The sequence below is a fragment of the Bradyrhizobium sp. BRP56 genome (genome assembly GCF_020194035.1).
Taxonomy (GTDB): domain Bacteria; phylum Pseudomonadota; class Alphaproteobacteria; order Rhizobiales; family Xanthobacteraceae; genus Bradyrhizobium; species Bradyrhizobium australafricanum.
The window spans coordinates 1-23,744 of sequence record NZ_JADYVV010000031.1 but is presented as its reverse complement, the minus strand read 5'-3'; the positions used below and the strand labels follow the sequence as shown (position 1 = coordinate 23,744).

Genomic DNA, 23,744 nt, shown 5'->3' with positions numbered 1-23,744 from the left:
CCACTACGCTTCGTGCCTACTCCGCGGCCTGCTCCAGCGGCGCGACGCGCGGGAGGATCATCTGGATGCGTGTGCCGTTGCCCGGTGCGGAATCCAGCGAGAGCCGGCCGCCGAGCCGCGTGGTGACGATGCTGTAGACGATGTGCAGGCCGAGCCCGGTGCCGCCCTGATCGCGCCGCGTCGTGAAGAACGGATCGAAGGCGCGGCGGCGCACGTCGAGGCTCATGCCGCAGCCATTGTCGGCGAAGATCACCTCGACATTGTCGCCGCCGGCGGCGTGGACCTGGATCTCGACCTCGCCGGCCTTGCCGTCCGGGAACGCATGCGCGACCGCGTTGAGGAACAGATTGGTCAGCACCTGGCCATACGGTCCCGGATAGGAATTCATGATCAGGTTCGGCTCGCAATCGACATTGAGCGTCAGATTGTGCTTGCGCAGGCCGGGCCTCAGACTCATCACCACCTGCTCGGTGAGATCGCCGAGGTCGAAGGTGCGCTGGTCCGAATAGTTGCGGTCAGCGGCGACCTGCTTGAACGACTGGATCAGCTCCGCGGCGCGGTTGAGATTGGCGACGAGTTGCGAGGAGGCATCGCGCGCCGTGTTCAGGAAATCGTTGAGGCTGGAGCGGCGCAGGTCGCCGCGCTCGACCTGGGTGGCGAAATTCGCGGTCTTGCGCTCCAGCGCGGACGCCACCGTCAGGCTGATGCCGACGGGATTGTTGACCTCATGGGCGACGCCGGCCACCAGGCGGCCGAGCGCGGCGAGCTTTTCGGCCTCGATCAGCGAATTCTGGGTTTCCCGCAGATTACGCAACGCGGCCTCCGCGGAATCCCTCGCCTTGCGCATCTCCTGCTCGGAGCGCTTGCGCTCGCCGATGTCGAGCGCGACCGTGACGATGTTCTCAATCTCGCCTTGCGCGTCGAGGATCGGCAGCTTGTTGACCAGCCATTGCCGCATGTTGCCGGCGACGTCCTTGTACTCCTCTTCATAGAAGCCGAGCTCGCGCCGCGCCGACAGAACGCGCTTGTCGTTCTCATCGGTCTTCGCCGCGCCATAGCGCGACATCAGCTCGCCGGTGGTCTGGCCGATCGCGTCCTGCGGCTCGATGCCGAAGATTCCCGCCATGTAGCGGTTCATCAGCACGTAGCGCAGGTCGCGGTCCTTGACGTTGATGACGGCGGGCACGGTATCGATGACCATCTGCAACAGCCGACGGCCTTCGGCGATCGCGTCTTCGGCGCGCTTCTGGTCGGTGATGTCGCGCACCGTGCCCTCGTAGCGGATCACTTCGCCCTCGTCGTTGCGGACGACGGTCGCCGAATCGGACAGCCACAGCACGGTGCCGTCGCTCGCGCGCACCTGGTACTCGTAGTCGCGCACCGTGCCGTCGCGCTGCATTAGCTGCTGGTACTGCTCGCGCGCCGCCGGATCCACGTAGACGGTGGTGGCGATGTCGTCGATGCCCTTGATCAGGTCCTGCGGCGCGGCATAGCCCATCATCCGCGCCAGCGCCGGATTGGCGTTGAGCAGCGCGCCGCCCGGCGTCGTGACGTAGATGCCCTCGACCGACGCCTCGAACAGCTTGTGGTAGCTCTCCTCGGCGAGCCGCTGCTCGGCGAGCGCGCGCAGCGCCGCTTCGCGCGCGCTGTCGGCGTCGACCAGGGTCTGGCGGAACACTTCGGCGGCGCGCGCGATATCGCCGATCTCGTTGTCGAGGTCGGCGCCGGGAATGAACGCGCTCTTCTCGCCGCCGGCGACCTTGCGGATCGAGCCCGCGATCCTGGCCAGCGGGCGGACGGTGCGGCGAACCACCAACACCGACGCGAACAGGCCGATCAGCACACCCGCCGTGCCGAGCACGATGCTCTGCCATTTTGCTTCGGCCAGCGTCCGGGCAAAATCGCGCGACAGCACGTGGCCGCGGCGAGAGCTGAGCTCGCGCAGCAGCTCGGTGACCTTCTGGATCAGCCGGCCTTCGGCGCCGAGCACTTCCTTGTCAATGTCGGCGATCTGGCCCTCGCGCACCGAGACCGCGATGATCGCCTCGGCATAATTGTCGACAGCGCCGCGCAGCGCGGGATCGGAGATGGTCATCGCCCGCATGCTCTGCGCGGCCTGCTCGGCAGCGGACGTGTTGTGCGCCAGCAATGCGGTGGCAATCCGGCTCTGGGATTGCGACAGCGCATTGGCCAGCGCCGCATCGTTGCTCGCGGCGACCGCCTTGTCGAAGGCGTCGCGCAGCGGCGGTAGCCCGGCGACCAGCTCGGCGCGGCGACTGAGCAGCGCCGAGATGCGCTCGATGCCGTTGCGATAGGTCGCCAGACGCTGGGTGACGCCGTCGATCATGTCCTGCTGCTCGGGCGCCAGCTTGATGCGGGTCTTTTTCAGGATCTCGCTCAGCGACTGGGCCGCCTCCGCGACCTGGACCGACTGGCTGCCCGGCTCGGTGACGAAGTCGCGCGCCGCCAGTCGCAGCTCGTTCATGCGGCGGTCGATATCCTCGGCGATGTCGCCGACGCTCTGCAGCCGCTGCAGCTCGGCGAAGGTCGTATCGATGTGGCGGATCGCGATCACGCTGGCGGTGGATGTGATGATGATCACAGCCAGGACCAGCAGGAAGCTGCCGAACGTGAGCTGGCCAATGGAGAGGGAGAACGCACGCGGCGCTTGCGAATTCGGCGGCAATTCAGCGGTCATGTCATCAAGGCCGGGGTCCAATGCCCCCTAATATACGGGAAATTACGGGTTTTGGGGAAACATGCTGCAGGACCGGCCGCCCGGTGTGATCAGTGTCACCCCGGGGCGGCCGATGGCCTAATCCGGCACAGGGCGGCCGGGCTCAGTCCAGCGGGATGCCGGCTTCCTTGACCACCCTGGCCCACAGCGCAACGTCCGCCTTGATGATATCGGCGAACTGCCTCAGCGGCGCGCTCCGGGCGTCGCAACCCGCAACATCCAGCTTCTTGCGCACCTCGGTGGAAGCCAGCGCGGTTTCGAGCGCCGCGCTGATGCGTTCGACCACCGGCAGCGGCGTGCCTGCCGGCACCACGAAGCCGAACCACGGCGTCACCTGCGCCTCGGCAAAGCCCTGCTCGGCCATGGTCGGCACGTCGGGGAAATACTTCGAGCGGCCGTCGCTGATCGCCCCGATGATCCGGATGCTGCCGGACTGCACCTGGGCCAGCGCCTGGTTGGCCGACAGGAAGCTCGAGGTGATCAGGCCGCTCGCGATATCGGGCACCATCTGCGGATAGCCGCGATAGCCGATCGCGGTGACGTCGATGCCGGCGAGCCGCTTGAACAGCTCGAAGCCGAGATGGCCGGTCGAGCCCTTGCCGGGATGGCTGTAGTTCAGCGTGCCCGGCTTGGCCTTGGCCAGCGCGACATAGTCGGCGACGGTCTTCACCGGCAGCGAGGTCGGCACGATGAAGAAGTTCGGGGCGAGACAAATCTGCCCGACCGGCACGAAGTCCCTGACCGGATCCCAGCGCAGCTGCGTGTTCAGTGCCGGGCTTGCGGTGAAGAAGGTCGTCACCAATAGCCATGTGTAGCCGTCGGGAGCGGCGCGTGCGACCTCCTCGGCTGCGATCGAGCCGTTGGCGCCGGATTTGGCCTCGACGACGATCGTCCCCTTCCACTGCTCCTGCATGTCCTGCGCCATGATGCGCGCGAACACGTCGGCGACGCTGCCCGGTGCGTAGGGAATGACGATGCGGATCGGCCGGTTCGGGAAGTCCTGCGCGCGCACCGTGCCGGCCATCGCCAGCAACGCCATGCACGCACCGGCAATCAGGCTGACCCGCCGCAACATCGTCCCGTTTCCCGCCCTGTGATCTCGTTGCGGGCAGCATGCAGGGATTGCCTGACGGCAGCAAGGCGCCGGTTTCAGCCGGCGAAACTTCAGGCGGCGGCGGCCCTTCGCGCCGGAATCGTCATCGCGGCGATGACTCAGGCTGTAGCGATCCTTCGTGCAGGAATCGTCATCGCGGCGACGCCGATCACGACGCAGGCGAGCCCGATCCACGCCGTCGGGCTCAGCCGTTCGCCCAGCAACATGACGCTGAACGCCACCCCGATCGGCACCCGCAAGTAAGCTTGTGCGGTGGTGCCGACCGAGCCGAGGGTCTGGATCAGGCGGAAGTAGATCACGAAGGCGATCGCGGTCGAGAACACCGCAAGCGCGAGCAATGCGGCAAGCGACGTCGTCGACGGCGACAGCGTCCACGGCCGCTCGACGGCAAGGCTGAGCGGAACAAGGATCGCGGCGCCCGCGAGCAGCGAACCCGCCGCCGGCGCCATCGGATCGAGCCCCTTGAAGCCGCGGCTGAAGATCGCGGCACAGGCATAGCAGATGGTGGCGGCGACGATCGCGACCTCGGCCACGATCCCCTGCCCGAGATCGCGGAACGCATCGACGCCGACGATCAGGCAGATGCCGGCCATGCCTGATATCACCCCGAACAGCTTGCGCGGGCTCGCCCCCTCATGCCGGGTGATCGCGGCGGTGAACAGGAAGGTGAAGATCGGCGAGGCCGAATTGAGGATGGTGGCGAGCCCGGCATCGACGAAGCGTTCACCCCAGGCGATCAGCGTCCACGGGATCACGCTGTTGAGGCAGGCCTGGAAGATGAAGCGGCGCCAGCTGGCGCGATCGGTCGGCATCGTCACACCGCGCATTCGCATGATGACGAGCAGCAAGTGCCCCGCGATCGCGGTGCGCGCCGCGATCAGCGTGATCGGCGGGATGGTCGCGACGCCAAGCTTGATGAAGGTATAGGAGCCGCCCCACAGGGTGGCGAGCGCGAGCAGCAAGGCGAGCTCGAAGGCCATGCTCGGCTGTCGTGGGGCGGTGGTCATTGGCGGGATTCCGTCTCGATGGTTGAGACGGAAGCTACATCGCTGCGAGGTGATGATATTTCGATATAAGCCGAAATGTGGAGAAGCGACTCTCCTTCCCCCGTCGTCCCGGCGAAGGCCGGGACCCATTACCACAGGGTTGTGTTGTTGGAAAAAGCTGCAGCCTCGGCGTCGCGCAGCAATGCAGTTCGGTGGTTATGGGTCCCGGCCTTCGCCGGGACGACATAGCGCCGCCTGTGAGTCACGCAAACGCCATCGCCCGGGACGACGGACCTACCCCAGCGCGCCGACCTCGAACACCTCACCGTCGTAGCCGGCTTCCTTGGGGATGCGGAGCTGGCGGCCGGTGGCGGTCTTGGTCATCACGGGCATCACGGCGACAATCGACTTGCCCTTGCTGTCGGCGAGCGCGGCGCCGACGTTCGGCTGCTTGCCGAGCTTGATCAAATTGCGCGTGGTCGGGAACGGCAGCTTGAAGCGGCCGGTCTCGCCGCCCTCCAGCGCCTCGCGCGTCGACACCCAGATCGAGTCGGTCGATTCCTTGCCGTCATGGGCGCCGAGCTGCTCGGGCGGTGCGGCGGCCAGGAAGAACCAGGTGTCGAAGCGCTTCGGCATGCCCTCCGGCGTGATCCAGTGCGCATACGGCACGAGCTCATCGAGCGCGAGCACCATGCCGTTGTCGGTCAGCACCTTGAGGAAGCTGATCTTGCCTTCGTTCAACGCCGCGCGATGCGCGGTCGCAATCTCGTTCGCACGCATTGCATCGACCAGGTCCTTCGACCCCTGCGGCCGCGCCAGCAGGATGCCGCTCTCCTCGAAGGTCTCGCGGATCGCCGCGATCCGGAAGCCGAGCGCGTCGCCGTCGAGCCCTTCGCCGCCGGAATAGAGCGCGGGATCGGCGGCGATCTCCTTGTCGTTCTTGTCGACGCTGCCGCCCGGAAACACCAGCGCACCCGAGTTGAACTCGATCTGGTGATGGCGGACCATCATGAAGACTTCGATTTCGCCCGATGAGCTGCCGTCACGCAGCAGCAGCACGGTCGACGCAAGGCGCGGGGCAACGATCTCGGTCATGATTAACCTGCTGCACTGGATTGCGGTTGCAGATTGGCGCGGCGATCGACGCGCGCCACACGGGACAAGAGATAGTCGACCTCGGCCCTCGCCTGCGGCGTGATGACCGCACCCGGCTTGCGCTGCGCGCTAGAGGAGATGATGCCGCGCTTCTGCAGCACGTATTTGCGCACCGTGAGGCCGACGCCGGGCTGCTGCTCGTAGCGGATCAGCGGCAGATGCGCGTCGAACAGATCATGCGCGGCATCGCGCTTGCCGGCCTTGGACAGGTTGACGACGTCGATCAGCAGCTCGGGGAAGGCATAGCCGGTCATCGCGCCGTCGGCGCCGCGCTCCATCTCGAAATCGAGGAACAGGCCGCCATTGCCGACCAGGATCGACAACGGCCGCAGCGAGCCGTCCTTCTGGAAATTGCGCAGGGTCGAGATCTTCTCCAGGCCCGGCCAGTCCTCGTGCTTGAGCATCACGCAGGACGGCGAATCCATCACGATCTTGCGGATCACGGCCGGCGTGAACACGACGGTCAGCGTCAGCGGATAGTCCTGCAGCACCCAGGGAATATCGTCGCCGATCGCCTCCTGCGCCTGCTTGAAATAGCCGATGATCTGGTCGTCGGTACGCAGATGCGGCGGCGGCGCGATCATGACGCCGGCGGCGCCCGCATCCATCGACTTCTTCGCCAGCGAGCGCATCGTGGCAAAGCCGGGCGCCGAGACGCCGACGATGACCTGCAGCTTCTTGGCGCGCTTGACGAAGCGCAGCGCGACCTGCTCCGCCTCGGCGGCGTCGAGCTTCGGCGCCTCGCCCAGGATGCCGAGCACGGTGACGCCGTCGCAGCCGACCTCGGTGTAGAAATCGGCCAGCCGGTCGATCGATGCCTCGTCGATGCGGCCGTCGTCGTGGAACGGGGTCGGCGCGATCGCAAAGGTTCCTGCGGCCTGGGCGGTGAGTTTGGTCATGGGTGCCTCGTCTGTTTCGCCCTCTATACAGCGTCATTTCCCGATGCGCCATTGCGCATCGGGAAGCCGTCCCCGCAGTCGCGGGTGCCAATCCTTACTTGAACCGCCGCGCCGACTTCTTGATCTCCTCCTCGGAGAAGAAGATCTCCTTGGCGTGGGTGACGATGTCCTCCGCCTTCCATCCCGTGAACGGCGGCGTCCAGCCCTCCATTTCCATCATCCGCATCTCGCGGACGCCGCGCGGGCCGGAGACGCCAAGCACCTTGCCGGTCTGGTCGCCCGACAGGTCGCTGACCATGTAGAGCACGGCCGGCGCGATGCCATCCGGGCCGAGCGCCGCACCCGGGTTCTCCTTGTAGCGCGGCAGGTCCGCGGTCATGCGGGTCAGCGCGCCCGGCGCCAGGGTCCAGATCCGGATGTTGTACTTGCGGCCCTCGATCGCCAGCACGTTGGAGAGGCCCCAGATGCCGCCCTTGGCGGCGCCGTAATTGGTCTGGCCGAAATTGCCAATCAGGCCGGAGGTCGAGGACGTGTTGACGATGACGCCGCCGCCATTGTCGCGCATCCATTTGAACACCGGCTGGGTGCAGCAGAAGGTGCCCTTCAGATGCACCTTCATCACCTTGTCCCAGTTCGCTTCCTTGGCCTTGTGGAAGGTCTCGTCGAGCAGGATGCCGGCATTGTTGACCAGAATGTCGGCGCGGCCGAAATGCTTGATGGCATCGTCGAACACCGACTGGCCGCCGGCAAGCGTCGAGATATCGGCGCCGTTGGCGACGGCGCGGCCGCCCTCGGCCTTGATCGCGTCGACCACCTTGTCGGCCATCGACTTGTCGGAGCCCGAGCCGTCGCGCGGGCCGCCGAGATCGTTGACCACCACGGCCGCGCCCTCGCGCGCAAACAGCTTCGCATAGGCTTCACCAAGCCCGCCGCCGGCGCCCGTGATCAGCGCCACCTTGCCGTCGAGTAATCCCATGGTTGTTTTCTCCGTGTTGTTCTTTCTTCTTCACCTCTCCCCGTCTGCGGGGAGAGGTCGGATCGCCCTTGCGATCCGGGTGAGGGGTACAGGTCTGTCCGCAAGACCACCGTTGCGGAGAAAGCCCCTCACCCCACCCTCTAAGAGCGAGCTTCGCTCGTCTCGACCCCGCAAGAGCGGGGCGAGGGAGTCGACGGCCGTCGAGCGTTGCTACGCCAGCACCGTCTTGCCGCTCTTGATCACGGTGACGCCGCGCGACTTCACTTTGGCCTCGAACGACACCACATTGCCGTCCTTCCACAGCTCCATGGTCACGGTCTCACCGGGGAACACCGGCGAGGAGAACCGCGCCACGTGCTGCTTGAAGGCGGACGGATCGTAGTCGGCATAGGTCTGCAGCACGCCGCGGCAGGTGATGCCGTAGGTGCACATGCCGTGCAGGATCGGCCGCGGGAAGCCGGCCTTCTTCGCAAACTCCGGATCGGAATGCAGCGGATTGCGGTCGCCGCACAGCCGATAGACCAGCGCCTGGTCGGGCCGCGTCGTGATGTCGACCACCTTGTCCGGCGCGCGCTCCGGCACCTTGTGCGGCTCGGGCTGGCCGTCGGACGGGCCGCCGAAGCCGCCATCGCCGCGGGCGAAGCGCGAGGCGACCAGCGTGGCGAGCTTGTCGCCCTTCTCGTCCTTCAGCACGGTCTGGTGGCGGATCACCGCGCCCTTGTCCTTGCCCTTGTCGAACACGTCGAGCACGGTCGAGTCGGCCGTGATGTGCGCCGCGGTCGCGAACGGCTTGTGGAAGGTGATGTCGCGCTCGCCGTCGACCACCATGACGCGGTTGAGGTTCATCTCGCCGGGACCGGCGCCCCAGGCCGCGACCGAGGCAAACGTCGGCACCACCTTGAGCGGGCGCGGCGTCAGCACGCCCTCATTGACGAAAGCGAGTTCCTTCTCGTCCATCGGATCGGCACCCAGGCCGATGCCGTAGGCATAGAGCATCACGTCGCGGTCGGTGTAGCTGTATTTCTGGCCGAGATTCTTCAGGGCCATCAGCTGTTCGTACACGATCGGCATTGTTGTTTTCTCCCCGAATGTATTCTTAACGGCACGGTGCCCATTACTGCGCCCTCTCCCCTTGTGGGAGAGGGCAGCACCGGCAGTCGTCTCAAACTCGTTTCGGTGAGGGGTTCGCGCCACAGAGAGATTCTCTACGCGGAGAGAGACGCCTCACCCGCCTTCGCTTTCAGCGAAGGCACCCTCTCCCACAGGGGGAGAGGGTAAAATCAGGCTGGCGTGAAGAACGGCAGCGGGGCGCCGTCGGTCGGCTTCCACACCACCTTCACCTTCTGGCCGATCTTCACCTGCTCCAGATCGCAATCGACGATGTTGGTCTGCAGCGACGGACCTTCCTTCAGCGTCACATAGGCGATCGCATAGGGACCGGTCGGCGACTTCCGCATCAGGCTGTAGGTGTAGACCGTGGCCTCGCCGCTCGACTCTTCCCACACCGTCTTGTCGGAGAAGCAGAACGGGCAGATCGCGCGCGGGAAGTAATGCGCCTCGCCGCAAGTGTTGCAGCGCTTGATCATGAACTTGCCCGCCTTCGCCGCTTCCCAGAACGGCGCGGTCTCCGGGTTGGTCACCGGGGCATTGTACTTCTTCGCTTCAGACATCACGCACGCTCCAGAATGCAGGTTGAGGCGGCGTGGCGAACGCCGAGCAGACCGCCGGTGCCGTGGGCGATCGCCAGGTCGCAGTTCTTCACCTGCACCTTCGGATGCGCCTCGCCGCGCAACTGGCGCACAGCCTCGAGGATTTTCGTCATGCCGCCGCGATTGACGGGATGGTTGCTGCACAGGCCGCCGCCATCGGTGTTGAACGGCAGCTTGCCGACGCCCGAGATCAGATTGCCGTCGGCGACGAACTTGCCGCCCTCGCCCTTCTTGCAGAAGCCGAGATCCTCGAGCTGCATCAGCACCGTGATGGTGAAGCTGTCATAGATCGAGGCGTATTTGATGTCCTTCGGCGTCACGCCCGCTTCCTCGAAGGCGCGCGGACCGGACCACACGCCGGCGGAATAAGTCAGGTCGAGATCCTTGCCGCCACGCGGGCCCTTCATCGCCTCGCCATGGCCGATCAGGCGCACCAGCGGCTTCTTCAGGCTCTTGGCGATCTCGGGCGTCGTGACGATCATCGCGCCGCCGCCGTCGGTGACGACGCAGCAATCCATCCGGTGTAGCGGATCGGAGATCATCGGCGAGTTCAGCACGTCCTCGACGGTGACGACCTCTTTCAGCATCGCATGCGGATTGTATTGCGCGTGATGCGAGGCCGCGACCTTGATCCAGGCGAGCTGTTCGGAGGTGGTGCCGTAGTCGTGCATATGGCGCATGGCACACATGCCATAGGCATTGTGCGTGGTAGCCCCGTAGGCGGATTCGAAATCGGCCTCGGCACCCGACGCGCGCGGCGGCATCGGGCCGGTGCGCGGTTTGCCCGCCAGCGTGACCAGCGCGACCGAGCATTTGCCCGCGGCGATCGCCTCGGCGGCGTGGCCGAGATGGATCAGATAGGAACAGCCTCCGGTCTCGGTGGAGTCGACGTGACGCAGCTTCCTGGTGTTGAGGCCGAGATAATCGACCATCGGCCACAGCCCGCCCGGCGCGTCGCCGGCGCAGAAATAGCCGTCGATGTCGTCCTTGGTGAGCCCGGCATCCTCGATCGCGCCCTTGGCGACCTCGGCGTGCAGCTGTGCTGTTGATTTATCGGGTGCGTGCCGGGTGGGATGTTCGTAGATCCCGGCAATGTAGGCCTTGCCCTTGATGGTCAAATCGCTCTCCGCTGGCGTTTCTTCGCTCGAGCGTTTTTCTGAACCGACGACGCGACCTTGGCAAGCGCGGAAATATTCCGTCAGGCGAGACTGCGCGCAAGCACGGTACGCGCTCCCAAAACACAGATGTCGTCCCGGTGAAAGCCGGGACCCATAACCACAGGATTGTGTGGTGAGAGTGAGCTGTGGCCCCAGCGTCGCGCTACAACAAAGTGCGGTGGTTATGGGTCCCGGCCTTCGCCGGGACGACACCGAATTTGTGGCACGCTATCGATCGCGCAGCCCGGACCAATTGCCAACAGTCAAGTCTGGCTGCGCCGACCTAAACTCATCTGAGACGATCCCGGCGCCCACGGAAACTCGCCGCCTCGATCCGGGAATATGACCTGGTGGCATTCAAAGTTGTCGTTTCCGTAAAACCATCTGCTCCACCCGAGATGGGATCGATAGTGCTCGACAGCGACCGGGAGCAGCACCGCGGAGGCATTCTCGAATATCTCTTCCGTTAGCTCGCCAACGGGAAACCGTCGTCCAGCCTCGAGTTCGCGATAGATGTGCCAGAATGTATCCTGGGCGTTCTCCATCGACATTGAGAACAGGATCAATTCCGGAAGCTTGAATTTCAGCCAAAATCCGGTGGTGTACGAGAAGCCCGGGCCTACGTCGTCCGATGCGACATGCGTACCGAACCAGCCATGTCGTCGGATATGCTCGACGAAATTCTGCTCGTGTTTGTCGAGCCGCTCCGGAGCAGCATCGAGCGCTGTGAACACCCCCTACTCCGCCGCCATCTGCCGCGGCGCGGGCGGCGGGTTGGCGAGGTCGGCGGCGAGTTGCGCGTAGCGAACCTTCGCTTCCTTGATCGCCTTGTCCTTCACCGGACCGTAGCCGCGGATGCGATCGGGCAGCGCCAGCAATTCGACCGCAATATCGTGGTTGAGTGGCGACAGCAGGTTCAGCACGGTCGCGACATCCTTCTCGTAGCCCGCGATCAGATCGCGCTCCAGCTTGCGGTCGGCGTTGTAGCCGAAGATGTCGAGCGGCGTGCCGCGCAGGAAGCGGAATCTCGCCAGCCCCCTGAAGGCCGACATCATCCACGAACCGAAGGCGCGCTTCTTCGGCCGGCCCTGCGCGTCGAGCCCGCCGCCGAGGAGCGGCGGCGCCAGATTGAAGTTGAACTTGAACTCGCCCTCGAACTGATCGCGCAGCTGCTTCTCGAAGCGGCCGTCGGTGAACAGGCGCGCCACCTCATACTCGTCCTTGTAGGCGAGCAGCTTTGCGTAGTTGATCGCGACCGCGCGCGGCAGCGCCTCGCCATAGCCGCCCTTGGTGGCGGCATCGCGCACCTGGTCGACCAGCTTGCGATAGCGTCTTGCCAGACGTGCATTCTGGTAGTCGGTCAGGAACGCCATGCGATGGGTGATGATCTCGTCCAGCGACATCGCATCCAGCGATTTCGGTGGCGCGATTTCGTCGTCGCCCTTCATCATCCCGCTCAGCCGCGCCGGATCGGCCGCGGCCAGGCGACCGAGCTGGAACGCCTGCGTGTTCATCTTGATCGAGACGCCGTTAACCTCGATCGCCTGCAGAATCGCCTCCGCCGACAGCGGCAGCAACCCGCGCTGATAGGCAAAGCCCATCATCATGATGTTGGTGGCGATGGAGTCACCGAGCAGCGCCTCGGCCGGCTTGGTGAAGTCGAAGAAGGCGGAGTCCTTGCGCAGCTCGGTCTCCAGCACGCTGTTGACCTTGCGGCTCTGGAAGTTGAAGTCGCGGTTCAGGATGAAATCCGCGGTCGGGATCACGTGGCTGTTGATGATGCCGACGGTGCGGCTCGCATCGCACAGCGTGATGGTGTCCTTCGACGCCGCCACGACCTCATCGGCGGCGAGCACCAGATCGGCCGTTCCGGTCACGATGCGCGAACAGGTCACGTCGGCGGTGTGCTCGGAGAGCCGAACGTGGCTCAGCACCGCGCCGCCCTTTTGCGCGAGACCCGACATGTCGAGGATCATCGAGGCCTTGCCCTCGATATGCGCGGCCATGCCGAGCAGCGCGCCGATCGTCAGCACGCCGGTGCCGCCGACGCCGCCGACTGCGATGTTGTAGGGCCGGTCGAGCGCGGGCTTGGAGGCCGGCTCCGGCAGATTATCGATGCTGCCGAGCTCGGGCGGCGCGCGCCGCCTGAGCTTGCCGCCGTCGACCGTGACGAAGGACGGGCAAAAGCCCTTCACGCAGGAATAATCCTTGTTGCAGGTCGACTGGTTGATGGTGCGCTTGCGCCCGAGCTCCGTCTCCAGCGGCTCGACCGAGATGCAGTTCGACTGCACCGAGCAGTCGCCGCAGCCTTCGCAGACCGCGGGATTGATCAGCACGCGGCGCTGCGGATCCTCCATCAGGCCGCGCTTGCGGCGACGGCGTTTTTCGGCGGCGCAGGTCTGCACGAACACGATCGCCGACGTGCCCTTGGTGTCGCGGCACATCTTCTGGACGTTCTCGAGCTCGTCGCGATGGAACAGCTTGACGCCGGGCGCGATCGTGTCGGCCGGATAGGCGCCCGGATTCTCCGAGACCAGATAGATCTCGCGGATGCCTTCGGCATGGAGCTGGAAGGTGATCTGCTGCGGCGAGAGATCGCCGTCGTGGCGCTGGCCGCCGGTCATGGCGACCGCGTCGTTGTACAGGATCTTGTAGGTGATGTTGGCCTTGGAAGCGATCGACTGGCGGATTGCGAGAATGCCGGAGTGAAAATAGGTGCCGTCGCCGAGATTGGCGAAGACGTGGTTCTCGTTGGTGAACGGCGCGATGCCGACCCACGGCACGCCCTCGCCGCCCATATGGGTGAAGGTCTCGGTTGACCGGTTCATCCACAGCGCCATGAAGTGGCAGCCGATGCCGGCCAGCGCGCGGCTGCCTTCTGGCACCTTGGTCGAGGTGTTGTGCGGGCAGCCCGAGCAGAAATACGGCGTGCGGCTGACCGGTGCCGTCGCCTGCATCTGGGTCGACTGGCGACCATTGAACCAGTCGGCCTTGGCGCGCAGCATCTCGGCGATTTCGGGATTGAGATTAAGTCGAAGCAGCCGTTCGGTGAGCGAGCTCGCAAGCGAGGCCACGCTGAGCTCGGCCGCGAAGGTCAGGAAGCGCTTGTCGTGATCGTCCATCTTGCCGACGATGCGCGGACGCACGTCGTCGCGCCAGTTGAACAGCTCCTGCTTGACCTGGTTCTCGACGATCTCGCGGCGCTCCTCGACAATGAATATCTCCTCGAGGCCGACGGCGAAGTTGCGCACGCCTTCCGGCTCCAGCGGCCAGGGCATGCCGATCTTGTAGAGGCGGATGCCGATCTTGGCGGCGATCTCGGGCGTGATGCCGAGCTCGCGCAACGCCTGGCGGATGTCCTCGTAGCTCTTGCCCGAGGCCATGATGCCGTAGCGCGCGTTCGGCGAATCCATCGTGATGCGGTTGACCTTGTTGGCGCGGGCGAAGGCGATCGCGGCAAAGCCCTTGTAGTCCTGCAACCGCCGGTCCTGCTCGAAGCGGTCGTCGGGCCAGCGGATGTTGAGGCCGCCCGGCGGCAATTCGAAATCGGTCGGAATGATGAACGGCGTCATCTCGTCGGTGAGGTCGATCTCGGCGGTCGTCTCGACAGTCTCGGTGATCACCTTCATGCCGACCCAGCAGCCGGAGTAGCGCGACATCGCGATACCCAGGAGGCCCATCTCGATCATTTCGTGGATGCTGGAGGGGTAGAGGTAGGGCATCAGCGCGGAGATGAAGGCGTGGTCGGACTGATGCGGGACGGTGGAGGATTTCGCGCCATGGTCGTCGCCGGCAAGGCAGAGTACGCCGCCATGCTTGGCGGAGCCGGCCGCATTGCCGTGGCGGAACACGTCGCCGCAGCGGTCGACGCCGGGGCCCTTGCCGTACCAAATGCCGACCGCGCCATCATATTTGGCGCCCGGCGACAGGGCGAGCTGCTGCGAGCCCCAGATCGCGGTGGCCGCGAGGTCCTCGTTCACGCCGGGCTGGAATTTAATGTTGTACTGCTCGAGATGCTTGCGGGCGGCGAACAGCTGCTGGTCGTAGCCGCCGAGGGGGGAACCGCGATAGCCGGAGATGAAGCCTGCCGTGTTGAGGCCCGCGGCGCGGTCGCGCCTGATCTGCGCCATCGGCAGGCGGACCAGCGCCTGGATGCCGGTCATGAAGACGTGGCCGGTGCCTTGGGTGTATTTCTGGTCGAGGCTGATAGGCCCTTGGTTGATTCCCATTTAGCCCTCTTTTCACTGGTCGCGACGACTGCTTTTAGCTAGTCATCCGAGCTTGTTAGAACCAGTCTATGTCGGATTTTCCGGCCCGCGCAGCACAATTCTGGGCGACCAGGCCCATCGCTCAAAAATCGCAATTTCGTGCCGGGAATATTGCAGGGCCGTTTCGGTTTCTGTCGCAGGACAGGCCCGCGGCGAAATGGCGTAACGCGTCTTGTGGACCGAAAGGTGATCGGATGCGGCGACGATTTCGAACGACGGGTGCGATTCTGGTCGCCGCGCTGTTGTGCGGCGCGCTCGCGACCCGCGAATGTGCCGCCGCGCCGACCGACGACGTCATTGCCCGCGGCAAGGCGCTCACGATCGCCGGCGACTGCGCCAGCTGCCACACTGCCGATCCGGCAAAGCCTTTTGCCGGGGGGAAGCGGATCGACACGCCGTTCGGTGCGGTGTTCTCGCCGAACCTCACCCCCGACCGCGATACCGGCATCGGCGGCTGGAGCGACGACGATTTCCTGCGCGCGCTGCGGATCGGCGTCGCGCCGAGCGGCGCGCATTATTATCCCGCCTTCCCCTACCCCTATTTCACGAAGCTGATCCGCGACGACATCCTGGCGATCCGTGCCTATCTCGCGACGCTGGCGCCGGTCAGCAACAAGGCGCCGCCGCCGGAGCTGCGCTGGCCATTGAACTACCGCGTGCTGATGCGGGCGTGGAACGCGCTGTTCTTCACGCCGGGCATCATCCAGCCGGACCAGAACAAGGGTGCAGAATGGAATCGCGGACGCTATCTCGTCGAGGCCCTCGCCCATTGCGGCGCCTGCCACACGCCCAAGAACGCCTTCGGCGCCGACAGGCGTGACCAGGCGCTCAGTGGCAGCACGGTGCAAGGCATGTTCGCGCCAAGGCTCGATGGCGCGGCGCGCAGCGGGCTGAAATCATGGAGCGTCGCTGACATCGCCGAATATCTGCAGAGCGGCCGCAACGGGCACAGCCATGCCGGCCCCCTGATGTCCGAGGTGGTGCTCAATTCGACCTCGAAGATGAGCGACGCCGACGTGCGCGCCATTGCGGTCTATCTGAAGGGCCTGCCCGCCGGCGCGCCGGAGCCGGAGGTCACCCCGCCCTCGCCGGCGCAGATGAGCAATGGCGAACGCATCTATCGCGGCGCCTGCATCGCCTGTCATGAGCTCGACGGCTCCGGCGCGCCGCGGATCTATCCGCCGCTGCCCGGCAACGCCAATCTGCAATCGGCCAATCCGGCGAGCACGCTGCGCATCATCCTCGACGGCGCACAGACCGTGACCACCCCGCGCGCCCCGAACGGCGGCTCGATGCCGGCCTATCCCAAGCTCACCGACCAGGAGGTCGCGGACGTTGCGACCTACATCCGCAATGCCTGGGGCAACGCGGCGCCGGCCGTCACTGCGGACGAGGTCGCCAAGGCGCGGACGGCGAAATAGCCGTTCAGCGCTCCTCGTCGCTGAACACGAATTTCGGCATCTCCCATCGGTAGCGGATTGCGAGCATGCGGAACGTCAGCCCGAGTGCGAAGGTCAGCGCGGTCCAGAGCTGGGCGTTCACCTGCAGCCCGGAGCCGGTCACATAGAACAGTCCCGTCACCACGGAGACGCTGGCGTAGAGCTCGCTGCGAAACAACAGCGGCACCTCGTTGCAGAGGATGTCGCGCAGCACGCCGCCGGCGCAGCCGGTGATCATGCCGGCGACGATCACGATCGGCAGCGCGACGTCGATTTGCGAGGCCACGTCGCAACCGGCCATGGTGAACACCACAAGTCCGATCGCATCGAGCACCAGGAATGCGAGGTTGAGCCGGTGCACGAGCCGCGCCAGGAGGATGGTGGCGAAGGCGCCCGCCGCCGCGACCGCAAGGTAGATCGGGTGCGCGACCCAGAGCAGCGGATAATGTCCGAGCAGCACGTCTCGGATGGTGCCGCCGCCGAGCGCGGTGATCGCGCCGAGCATGCAGACGCCGGCCCAATCCATGCTGCGCCTGCCTGCCGCCAGCGCCGCCGTCATCGACTGCGCCGCAACCGCAATGAACGAGAGCAAGTGCAGCACCGAATCGGTGGGCGGCATGGTCCACATTGAAAAGGCCTCATGAAACAGGTTGGAACCCGAGGAATCGGCGGTTCCTGCATGAACAGGTTGCAACATTGGCGCGGAACATCCTCGCGCGCCAGCCATTGTCCTCTGCGTTTAGCTTTCAGGTGCTAACGGAGGAACTTTGCAATGGCCCATCAACCTGACGATCCGTATCGCGCCAACCTGACCGAGGACGAAATGCGCCGTCAGGCGCGCTTCAACAGCCTGGACAACGAGCTGCAGCCGGACCCTGAACTCCAGGAGGGACCGGCCAGCACCACCAAGATCGCGATGTTCGCAGTCGCGGTGGCCGTGGTGCTCGGTGCGTTGTTCTACGGCTTGAATAATACCTCGGTGCATGAGGCGGGTACCACGCCGTCAGCGCAGACCGCGCAGCAGCAGCCGGCCAATCCGGCCGCGCCGCCTCCGGGCATGCGCGACGTGACGCCGAAGCCGAACAGCCAGCCCGGCACGACCACGGGCGCGGCACCTGCACAGCCGGCCTCTCCGTCGGCCAACAAGCCGACCGGACAGGAGATCGACCGCTCGGCGGCGCCGTCCGACTCGACCGGCGACAAGAACAAGTAATCCGCTCGCTATCGTGAGCGACGAAGCAGCGGGCCCCAGCGGCCCGCTGCCTTTTTGCGTGTGAGTCTACTTGAACATCTTGTTGAGCTCGCCGCCGGGATAGCCGTTGGCGAATTCGGTGAAGGTGCCCTTCTCGGCCATCTCCTTGGCCGCCTTCATCACGCCGGTCCAGGCCATCCGCGCCAGCGCTCCGCCGACGCTGATCCGGCGCACGCCGAGATCGGCGACCGATTGCAGTGTCAGCTCCGACGCGCCGCCGATCAACAGATTGACCGGCTTTGGCGCCACCGCCTTCACGACCGCGGAAATCTCCTCCTTGGTCGCGATGCCCGGCGAATAAAGGACGTCCGCCCCTGCTTCCGAATAGGCCTGCAGCCGTTCGATCACCAGATTGAGGTCCTTCTTCCCCCACAGGAATGCCTCGCAGCGGCCGGTGAGCAGCACGCCGCTGTTGTCGGCATCGATCGCCTTGCGCGCCGCCTTGATGCGCTCGACTGCAAGCTTGTGCTCGAACAGCGGGTTGGCGGCGTCTCCGGTGGAGTCCTCAATGGAAAGCCCGGCGACGCCGGTCTTGACGCCGCGCGCGACATTGGCGGCAACCTTGTCGGGCTCGACCGCGAAGCCGCCCTCGAAATCCGCATTGACGGGAATATCGACCGCCGCGCACAGTGCGGTCAGGTGGTCGCAGACGTCATCGACGGTGACGCGGTTGTCGGCCTTGGCGATGGTCCATGCAAAGCCCGCGCTGGTCGACGCCAGCGCCTTGAAGCCGAGATGCTGCAAGGCGCGGGCGCTGCCGACATCGAACGGATTCGGAATGATGAAGCAGCCGCTCTCATGCAGCTTCCTGAAGGCGGCGCGTTTGTCAGCAGTTGGCAGTGGCATTGGTCGCTCCCTGGAGTCATTGGCCGCGCACAGATAGGCACCCACGCATCCGCCCGCTAGTGCGGCTCATGCGCCACGCGGCTGTCCTTCGGCGCCTGATCGCGTTCGTTCAGGCCGTAATCACGGATCACGCTTGCCACCCGCAGCCGGTAGTTCTCGAAAATCCGCGCGCGGCCCTTGGCCTGGGTCCGGCGATGTTCGATCGTGTTGCGCCAGGCTTCCACCGCAGCCTCGTCGCGAAAGAATGACAGCGACACGAACTTGCCCTTCTCGGTAATGCTCTCGAACCGTTCGACCGAGATGAAGCCGTCGATCTCCTGCAAGATCGGCTTCAGCTCGGCGGCGAGGTCGAAATAGAGATCCCGTTGCTCAGGCTTCGGCCAGACTTCGAAGATCACTGCGATCATGGGCACCTCCCGCACATTGCTGTTGTGGCCCTACTATACCTCGACCTTGCGGAGAAATGTCCGTTCCTCGGCGAGGATGAAGCGGTTTTCTTCCGCGAAGTTGAAGTTCGCCACGCCCTCCTTGTCCTGGCGCAGCCGCGCGCGATAGGCCTCATAGGCGGCAAGGCTGTCGAACGAGATCAGCGCAAAGGCGATGTTGTTGGTTCCCTCATGCGGCATCCAGTAGCCGATGAGGTCGCCGCCGCAGCGCGGAATGATCGAGAGCCAGTTCCGCGAATACTCCTCGAACATCGCACGCTTGAATGGATCGAGCTGGTAGCGGATGAAAACGGTGACGGTCATTGATGGCCTCCGGTCATGTTTCCGTTGTTGCGAGCGTCAGCGAAGCAATCCTCGCAATGACGGCACGGTGAACAATAGCGGCTTGTCCGACCTCGATGCTTCGTCTATCATCGAACTATGAAAGCAGGACCCGACATCTCCCGGATCGCCGCTCTGGTCGGCGATCCCGCACGCTGCAACATGCTGACCGCGCTGATGACCGGCCGCGCGCTGACCGCGAGTGAGCTCGCGCAGGAGGCCGGCATCACGCCGCAGACGGCGAGCTCGCATCTCTCCAAGCTCGAGGCCGGCGGGCTGATCGAGCCCGAGAAGCAGGGCCGCCACCGCTACTACCGCCTCTCCGACCCCGACGTCGCCGACGTGCTGGAAGGCCTGCAGGGCATTGCCGCTCGCGCCGGCCATATGCGGGTGCGCACCGGGCCGAAGGATCCGGCGCTGCGCCGCGCCCGCATCTGCTACGACCATCTCGCCGGCGATCTCGGCGTGCAGATGCTCGACAGCATGAAGCGGCAGAAGCTGGTCCGCCAGAGCAAGCAAGCGATCGAGCTCACCGGCGAAGGCAAGCGCTTCATGGCCGAGGAGCTGCAGATCGACGCCGATGCGCTGACGCATCCGCGCCGGCCGGTGTGCAAGGCCTGCCTCGACTGGAGCGAGCGGCGGCATCATCTCGCCGGCACGCTCGGTGCTGCCATGATGGACCGCTTCACCGAACTGAAATGGGCCGCACGCGACCCTGCGCCGGGCAGCCGCGTGGTCAATTTTTCGCGCAACGGCGAGAAGCGATTCGCTGCGCTGTTCGGCCCGGACCAATAGCGGCGCGCCTTCGGGCAAGCGTCGATGAACCGCCGGTCTCGCTTGCCTCGCCTTCCGATGTATTTTCGTACGCTCGCCATGAGCGCGCGGCTGCCCGCGTCCGCGAAATATTTCGAAGTGATGCTGAGCCGGCTTGCGGCGTGCTGACGCAGCTGTGAGCTGCAACATTCATGTCGCATTCAGGCCGCAACATTATGGTCGGCGACATCGGGCACGCCTTCTGCAATGATCCGGCCGGGCGAATCGGTAGACGAAAGTTTGTTGCGGTGCCGCAGCGCGGCCCAAAATAAAAAAGGAGAAGACATGAAGTATCTTTTTGCTGCAGCAGTTCTGGTGACGACCGCATTCGCCGGCATCAGCGCCGCTGATGCGGCCGGTGGCTGCGGCCCCGGCTGGCACCGTGGCCCCTATGGCGGCTGCGTCAGGAATCGCGGCGTCGTCGTCGCGCCGGGGGCCGTTGTCGTGCGCCCGCCGGTCGTGGTCGAGCGCCCCGTCGTGGTGGCGCCGCGTGTCCGCGCCTGCCCGTACGGCTTTGTCTGGCGCTACGGCCGTTGCCGCCCGATCTGATCGCGGCAGATTCCGAACTAACAAAACCCCGCCTGGCGCGGGGTTTTTCTTTTCGTCATGGAGTCGACATCACCAGCGGCGCCAGTGATGACGGCGCCAATGGTGGCGACGCCAGCCCCAATGCCTGCGGTGCCAGTGCCGGTGACGCCAACCCCAATGGCGATGATGCCAGCGCAGCTCCTCGGGCTTCATGCGGCCGACCTCGTCACCCGTGGTGACGGCGGGATGCGCTTCGCCAGCCGCCGGCGCGCGTGCATCCTGGTTGAGGGGAAGCGGCGCGAGCGGCGCCGCCTGCGCCGTCGCTGCGAAGGTGACGGCTCCGGCGGCGACACCGAAGGCCATCTTCAGAAAATCCCGGCGTTCCATGAGCGTTTCCCTTTGTTGCTGAGTTGGACCAACTGCAGCGGCGAGTTTTTGCCTCGCGAGCTGAACGCTCGCTGAACCGCGCGTTCACGTTTCATGGAACCCGAGGGTTGTCGACGTCGTGACGTCACGCAACCATCATGCCGCCGTCGCCTCCTCCGCCAGCACCAGGAGATCGCGCGTGCGCGTCACCTCCGGCCAGTCACGGTTGAAGTCGGCGACTAGCCGCTTCATGTCCTCACTGCTCACCGCGCGCTCGAGCGCCTTCTCGTCGGCGAACTGATAAGTCGCCTGGTGCAGCGAGGGATCGCTCAGGCTCCAGCATCGCCAGGCGCGCTCGGCGCCGAACGATTTCATCGCGTCCGGCAGATGCTCGCGCGAATACCAGGCGTCGAAGGCGGCACGCCGGGCGGCGTCCGTGACGGTGGCGCGGACGACGAAATAGGCTGCGGGCATTGGTTTTCCTCCATGGTTTCATTTCGCACAGGCGGCCGGCATATGCTCCGTGATATGTCGGCCTGCTGACAATGCCTGATCAGGGGGATCACCCATGCTTGCCCGCCACCGCACCGCCCTGCTCTCGTTCCTGCTCGCCCTCGGCGCCGCGCTGCCCGTCGCCGCCGGGGAGATCGCGCTGCCGCGCGACGCACAGCTCGGGCCGCGCCCGTTTTATCTGGTCGACAAGATGAAGGACGGGCCCCTGAAGCAGCAGCTCAGCCAATGCACCGGGCCGTTCCACAAGACCGACTTTTCGATCGGCCACCGCGGCGCCGCGCTGCAATTCCCCGAGCATAGCCGGGAATCCTATCTCGCCGCGGCGCGGATGGGCGCCGGCGTGATCGAATGCGACGTCACCTTCACGCGGGATCGCCAGCTGGTGTGCCGGCATTCCCAATGCGACCTGCACACCACGACCAACATCCTGACGGTGCCGGATCTCGCCGCAAAATGCACGCAGCCCTTCAGCCCGGCCGATCCGGCCGCCGGCAGGAAGGCCTCGGCGAAATGCTGCACCAGCGACATCACGCTTGCCGAATTCAAGCGGCTCACCGCGAAAATGGACGGCTTCAATCCGGATGCGAGGACGCCCGAGGAGTACCAGAACGGCACGCCGCGCTGGCGCACCGACCTCTACGCCAATTCCGGCACGCTGATGAGCCATGACGAGAGCATCGCCTTGATCAGGAGTCTCGGCGCAAAATTCACGCCCGAGCTGAAGGCGCCGGAAGTGGCGATGCCGTTCGACGGCGACTACACCCAGGAGACATATGCGACCCAGATGCTCGCCGCCTACAAGGCCGCCGGCATTCCGCCGAGCGACGTGTTCCCTCAGAGCTTCAGCCTCAAGGACATCCTCTATTGGGTGAAGACCGAACCCGACTTTGCCGGCCAGGCGCTCTATCTCGAGGACCGCTACGAGAAAGCAGGCCTTGATCCGAACCGGCCGGAGACCTGGAAGCCGTCGATGCAGGAATTGAAAGCCTCCGGCGTCGCGATCCTGGGGCCGCCGATCTTCGCGATGCTGGCGCTGAACGACAAGGGCGAGATCGTCCCGTCGGCTTACGCCAGGGCGGCGAAGGCCGCCGGCCTCGATCTGATCGGCTGGTCGCTGGAGCGCGACGGGCCACTGAACAAGGGCGGTGCGTTCTACCACAAGTCGGTGAAGGCGGCGATCGACCGCGACGGCGACACGTTGACCGTGCTCGACGTGCTGGCAAGACAGGTCGGCGTCCGCGCGATGTTTTCCGACTGGCCGGCGACGACCACATTCTATGCGAACTGCATGGGGATGAAGTGAGGTCTTGCCGGGCGCGTTACGGCTGTCCCGCCCTACGCACCGTGCGCGCCCGCCATGACCATTCCGGCCGTTCCGCGCGCGGCAGAACGGGACTAGCATCATCGCCTTCCCGCCCGACGGGACAACACCACAGGGAGGCCGCCATGAAGCCAGGACAACCGGTCAAGGACGCCAGCCATCTCTACGAAGTCGAGCGCCGCGCCCAGCACGCCGCCCGCCCCGGCTTCCGCATCATGGAGCTGCAACTCTCGCCGACCCAGAAGGTGCCGTGGCACACCCACAGCAACATCTCCGACACCTTCTACGTGCTGGAGGGCCAGATGCGGCTGTTCCTGCAGGAGCCCAAGGAGGAGGTGAACCTGAAGGTCGGCGAAGTCTACGCCGTCCGCCCGACCCGCCCTCACCTCGTCACCAATGCCGGCACGACGTCGCTGACCTTTTTGATCCTGCAAGGCGTCGGCGAATACGACTACGTGCCGCTGGCGTCGAAGTAACTCCCTCCGCTGTCGTCCCGGCGAAAGCCGGGACCCATACGCCGCAGCAGATGTTGTTGAAGGGACTCGTCGCGGCAATAGCGCATAACAATTTGCTTCGGTGGTTATGGGTCCCTGCTTTCGCAGGAACGACGTGGGTGAGATTCCGATTCACATCTCAAACAGCCTATACGGTGTCATCACCCGCGCATGCGGGGCGAACCTGGCGATGACGGTGCGGGTTCCTCACACACGATCGTCGTCTTGGCGAAAGCCAGGACCCATATGTGGACGGCCCCCGTGGCACAAGAGCTGTTTGGTGAGATCGGATCGCTTGCATCCATATGTCCGGCCTGTTGGGTGCGATCGAATGGATCGCTGGCCAAGATGGTTTGCGCGATGCGAGTTCCAAACAACCACGCGGCCTGTTGGCGGCCGATGGG

At 65.2% G+C, this 23,744-nt stretch carries 24 protein-coding genes; 6 read left to right on the top strand and 18 right to left on the bottom strand.

Going from position 1 to position 23,744, the window contains the following annotated elements:
- Positions 1 to 16: 16 nt before the first annotated feature.
- From I6F38_RS21900 to I6F38_RS21850, 11 genes are all read right to left on the bottom strand, one after another.
- Positions 17 to 2,698 carry a PAS domain S-box protein gene (locus tag I6F38_RS21900; protein ID WP_057015976.1) on the bottom strand — a complete coding sequence of 894 codons (2,682 nt, stop codon included), beginning with the start codon at positions 2,696 to 2,698 and terminating at the stop codon, positions 17 to 19.
- A 142-nt stretch (positions 2,699 to 2,840) separates the two neighbouring features.
- Positions 2,841 to 3,812, bottom strand: coding sequence for a tripartite tricarboxylate transporter substrate-binding protein (locus I6F38_RS21895; RefSeq protein WP_225161770.1), 972 nt, complete (start codon positions 3,810 to 3,812; stop codon positions 2,841 to 2,843).
- A 137-nt stretch (positions 3,813 to 3,949) separates the two neighbouring features.
- On the bottom strand, positions 3,950 to 4,858 hold the full coding sequence (locus I6F38_RS21890; RefSeq protein WP_225161769.1) for an EamA family transporter: 909 nt from the start codon (positions 4,856 to 4,858) through the stop codon (positions 3,950 to 3,952).
- 273 nt (positions 4,859 to 5,131) lie between these two features.
- Positions 5,132 to 5,932: an NUDIX hydrolase gene (locus tag I6F38_RS21885; protein ID WP_225161768.1), complete on the bottom strand. Its 801-nt coding sequence runs from the start codon at positions 5,930 to 5,932 to the stop codon at positions 5,132 to 5,134.
- Positions 5,933 to 5,934: 2 nt separating this feature from the next.
- Complete coding sequence (locus I6F38_RS21880; RefSeq protein ID WP_225161767.1) at positions 5,935 to 6,891, bottom strand: dihydrodipicolinate synthase family protein; 957 nt, start codon at positions 6,889 to 6,891, stop codon at positions 5,935 to 5,937.
- A gap of 94 nt (positions 6,892 to 6,985) precedes the next feature.
- Entirely contained in the window at positions 6,986 to 7,867 is an 882-nt protein-coding gene (locus I6F38_RS21875; RefSeq protein ID WP_076831307.1) for an SDR family oxidoreductase, read from the bottom strand.
- Between the two features lie 210 nt (positions 7,868 to 8,077).
- Complete coding sequence (locus I6F38_RS21870) at positions 8,078 to 8,938, bottom strand: MaoC family dehydratase (protein ID WP_225161766.1); 861 nt, start codon at positions 8,936 to 8,938, stop codon at positions 8,078 to 8,080.
- Positions 8,939 to 9,147: 209 nt separating this feature from the next.
- Positions 9,148 to 9,537, bottom strand: a complete 390-nt coding sequence (locus I6F38_RS21865; RefSeq protein WP_028337616.1) for a Zn-ribbon domain-containing OB-fold protein — start codon at positions 9,535 to 9,537, stop codon at positions 9,148 to 9,150.
- Positions 9,537 to 10,694 carry a thiolase domain-containing protein gene (locus I6F38_RS21860; RefSeq protein ID WP_018272091.1) on the bottom strand — a complete coding sequence of 386 codons (1,158 nt, stop codon included), beginning with the start codon at positions 10,692 to 10,694 and terminating at the stop codon, positions 9,537 to 9,539. The genes I6F38_RS21865 and I6F38_RS21860 overlap by 1 nt, the downstream gene beginning before the upstream one ends.
- A 302-nt stretch (positions 10,695 to 10,996) precedes the next feature.
- Complete coding sequence (locus I6F38_RS21855) at positions 10,997 to 11,467, bottom strand: DUF4262 domain-containing protein (RefSeq protein WP_225161765.1); 471 nt, start codon at positions 11,465 to 11,467, stop codon at positions 10,997 to 10,999.
- Positions 11,468 to 11,470: 3 nt separating this feature from the next.
- A complete protein-coding gene (locus tag I6F38_RS21850; protein ID WP_225161764.1) occupies positions 11,471 to 14,962 on the bottom strand; it encodes an indolepyruvate ferredoxin oxidoreductase family protein in 3,492 nt (1,163 codons plus the stop codon).
- A gap of 233 nt (positions 14,963 to 15,195) precedes the next feature.
- Between I6F38_RS21850 and I6F38_RS21845 the strand changes: the two genes are divergently transcribed.
- Positions 15,196 to 16,422: a cytochrome c gene (locus tag I6F38_RS21845; RefSeq protein ID WP_225161763.1), complete on the top strand. Its 1,227-nt coding sequence runs from the start codon at positions 15,196 to 15,198 to the stop codon at positions 16,420 to 16,422.
- A gap of 4 nt (positions 16,423 to 16,426) precedes the next feature.
- On the opposite strand, the gene I6F38_RS21840 is transcribed toward I6F38_RS21845, so the two are convergent.
- Entirely contained in the window at positions 16,427 to 17,068 is a 642-nt protein-coding gene (locus tag I6F38_RS21840; RefSeq protein WP_225161762.1) for a trimeric intracellular cation channel family protein, read from the bottom strand.
- 144 nt (positions 17,069 to 17,212) lie between these two features.
- Between I6F38_RS21840 and I6F38_RS21835 the strand changes: the two genes are divergently transcribed.
- Positions 17,213 to 17,653: a hypothetical protein gene (locus I6F38_RS21835; RefSeq protein WP_225161761.1), complete on the top strand. Its 441-nt coding sequence runs from the start codon at positions 17,213 to 17,215 to the stop codon at positions 17,651 to 17,653.
- Between the two features lie 66 nt (positions 17,654 to 17,719).
- Here I6F38_RS21835 and I6F38_RS21830 read toward each other — a convergent pair whose 3' ends face one another.
- Genes I6F38_RS21830 through I6F38_RS21820 form a run of 3 tightly spaced genes read right to left on the bottom strand, consistent with a single transcriptional unit; the run spans position 17,720 to position 19,287 of the window.
- On the bottom strand, positions 17,720 to 18,538 hold the full coding sequence (locus I6F38_RS21830; RefSeq protein ID WP_057015964.1) for an isocitrate lyase/phosphoenolpyruvate mutase family protein: 819 nt from the start codon (positions 18,536 to 18,538) through the stop codon (positions 17,720 to 17,722).
- A gap of 56 nt (positions 18,539 to 18,594) precedes the next feature.
- On the bottom strand, positions 18,595 to 18,945 hold the full coding sequence (locus I6F38_RS21825; RefSeq protein ID WP_225161760.1) for an antibiotic biosynthesis monooxygenase: 351 nt from the start codon (positions 18,943 to 18,945) through the stop codon (positions 18,595 to 18,597).
- A 33-nt stretch (positions 18,946 to 18,978) separates the two neighbouring features.
- A complete protein-coding gene (locus I6F38_RS21820) occupies positions 18,979 to 19,287 on the bottom strand; it encodes an NIPSNAP family protein (RefSeq protein ID WP_050384507.1) in 309 nt (102 codons plus the stop codon).
- A gap of 117 nt (positions 19,288 to 19,404) precedes the next feature.
- Here I6F38_RS21820 and I6F38_RS21815 point away from each other — a divergent pair, with 117 nt between their 5' ends.
- Positions 19,405 to 20,100, top strand: a complete 696-nt coding sequence (locus I6F38_RS21815; protein WP_225161759.1) for a metalloregulator ArsR/SmtB family transcription factor — start codon at positions 19,405 to 19,407, stop codon at positions 20,098 to 20,100.
- Between the two features lie 179 nt (positions 20,101 to 20,279).
- Here I6F38_RS21815 and I6F38_RS44035 read toward each other — a convergent pair whose 3' ends face one another.
- On the bottom strand, positions 20,280 to 20,405 hold the full coding sequence (locus tag I6F38_RS44035; RefSeq protein WP_256520351.1) for a hypothetical protein: 126 nt from the start codon (positions 20,403 to 20,405) through the stop codon (positions 20,280 to 20,282).
- Between I6F38_RS44035 and I6F38_RS21810 the strand changes: the two genes are divergently transcribed.
- Entirely contained in the window at positions 20,404 to 20,667 is a 264-nt protein-coding gene (locus I6F38_RS21810) for a hypothetical protein (protein WP_028338226.1), read from the top strand. The genes I6F38_RS44035 and I6F38_RS21810 overlap by 2 nt on opposite strands.
- Positions 20,668 to 20,736: 69 nt before the next feature.
- Here I6F38_RS21810 and I6F38_RS21805 read toward each other — a convergent pair whose 3' ends face one another.
- Positions 20,737 to 21,033, bottom strand: a complete 297-nt coding sequence (locus I6F38_RS21805; RefSeq protein WP_225161758.1) for a twin-arginine translocation signal domain-containing protein — start codon at positions 21,031 to 21,033, stop codon at positions 20,737 to 20,739.
- A gap of 135 nt (positions 21,034 to 21,168) precedes the next feature.
- Positions 21,169 to 21,486, bottom strand: a complete 318-nt coding sequence (locus tag I6F38_RS21800) for a hypothetical protein (protein ID WP_225161757.1) — start codon at positions 21,484 to 21,486, stop codon at positions 21,169 to 21,171.
- A 94-nt stretch (positions 21,487 to 21,580) separates the two neighbouring features.
- Between I6F38_RS21800 and I6F38_RS21795 the strand changes: the two genes are divergently transcribed.
- Positions 21,581 to 22,828: a glycerophosphodiester phosphodiesterase family protein gene (locus I6F38_RS21795; protein WP_225161756.1), complete on the top strand. Its 1,248-nt coding sequence runs from the start codon at positions 21,581 to 21,583 to the stop codon at positions 22,826 to 22,828.
- A gap of 143 nt (positions 22,829 to 22,971) precedes the next feature.
- Positions 22,972 to 23,322 carry a cupin domain-containing protein gene (locus I6F38_RS21790; RefSeq protein ID WP_018272103.1) on the top strand — a complete coding sequence of 117 codons (351 nt, stop codon included), beginning with the start codon at positions 22,972 to 22,974 and terminating at the stop codon, positions 23,320 to 23,322.
- The last annotated feature ends 422 nt before the right edge of the window (positions 23,323 to 23,744 follow it).

Coding starts and splice junctions, on each gene's coding strand:
- I6F38_RS44035 (WP_256520351.1), bottom strand. CDS start 20,405: ATGTCTTCTCCTTTTTTATTTTGGGCCGCGCTGCGGCACCGCAACAAA.
- I6F38_RS21825 (WP_225161760.1), bottom strand. CDS start 18,945: ATGATCGCAGTGATCTTCGAAGTCTGGCCGAAGCCTGAGCAACGGGAT.
- I6F38_RS21850 (WP_225161764.1), bottom strand. CDS start 14,962: ATGGGAATCAACCAAGGGCCTATCAGCCTCGACCAGAAATACACCCAA.
- I6F38_RS21795 (WP_225161756.1), top strand. CDS start 21,581: ATGCTTGCCCGCCACCGCACCGCCCTGCTCTCGTTCCTGCTCGCCCTC.
- I6F38_RS21820 (WP_050384507.1), bottom strand. CDS start 19,287: ATGACCGTCACCGTTTTCATCCGCTACCAGCTCGATCCATTCAAGCGT.
- I6F38_RS21840 (WP_225161762.1), bottom strand. CDS start 17,068: ATGTGGACCATGCCGCCCACCGATTCGGTGCTGCACTTGCTCTCGTTC.
- I6F38_RS21895 (WP_225161770.1), bottom strand. CDS start 3,812: ATGTTGCGGCGGGTCAGCCTGATTGCCGGTGCGTGCATGGCGTTGCTG.
- I6F38_RS21865 (WP_028337616.1), bottom strand. CDS start 9,537: ATGTCTGAAGCGAAGAAGTACAATGCCCCGGTGACCAACCCGGAGACC.
- I6F38_RS21830 (WP_057015964.1), bottom strand. CDS start 18,538: ATGCCACTGCCAACTGCTGACAAACGCGCCGCCTTCAGGAAGCTGCAT.
- I6F38_RS21790 (WP_018272103.1), top strand. CDS start 22,972: ATGAAGCCAGGACAACCGGTCAAGGACGCCAGCCATCTCTACGAAGTC.
- I6F38_RS21815 (WP_225161759.1), top strand. CDS start 19,405: ATGAAAGCAGGACCCGACATCTCCCGGATCGCCGCTCTGGTCGGCGAT.
- I6F38_RS21805 (WP_225161758.1), bottom strand. CDS start 21,033: ATGGAACGCCGGGATTTTCTGAAGATGGCCTTCGGTGTCGCCGCCGGA.
- I6F38_RS21800 (WP_225161757.1), bottom strand. CDS start 21,486: ATGCCCGCAGCCTATTTCGTCGTCCGCGCCACCGTCACGGACGCCGCC.
- I6F38_RS21835 (WP_225161761.1), top strand. CDS start 17,213: ATGGCCCATCAACCTGACGATCCGTATCGCGCCAACCTGACCGAGGAC.
- I6F38_RS21885 (WP_225161768.1), bottom strand. CDS start 5,932: ATGACCGAGATCGTTGCCCCGCGCCTTGCGTCGACCGTGCTGCTGCTG.
- I6F38_RS21870 (WP_225161766.1), bottom strand. CDS start 8,938: ATGCCGATCGTGTACGAACAGCTGATGGCCCTGAAGAATCTCGGCCAG.
- I6F38_RS21810 (WP_028338226.1), top strand. CDS start 20,404: ATGAAGTATCTTTTTGCTGCAGCAGTTCTGGTGACGACCGCATTCGCC.
- I6F38_RS21875 (WP_076831307.1), bottom strand. CDS start 7,867: ATGGGATTACTCGACGGCAAGGTGGCGCTGATCACGGGCGCCGGCGGC.
- I6F38_RS21845 (WP_225161763.1), top strand. CDS start 15,196: ATGCGGCGACGATTTCGAACGACGGGTGCGATTCTGGTCGCCGCGCTG.
- I6F38_RS21900 (WP_057015976.1), bottom strand. CDS start 2,698: ATGACCGCTGAATTGCCGCCGAATTCGCAAGCGCCGCGTGCGTTCTCC.
- I6F38_RS21890 (WP_225161769.1), bottom strand. CDS start 4,858: ATGACCACCGCCCCACGACAGCCGAGCATGGCCTTCGAGCTCGCCTTG.
- I6F38_RS21880 (WP_225161767.1), bottom strand. CDS start 6,891: ATGACCAAACTCACCGCCCAGGCCGCAGGAACCTTTGCGATCGCGCCG.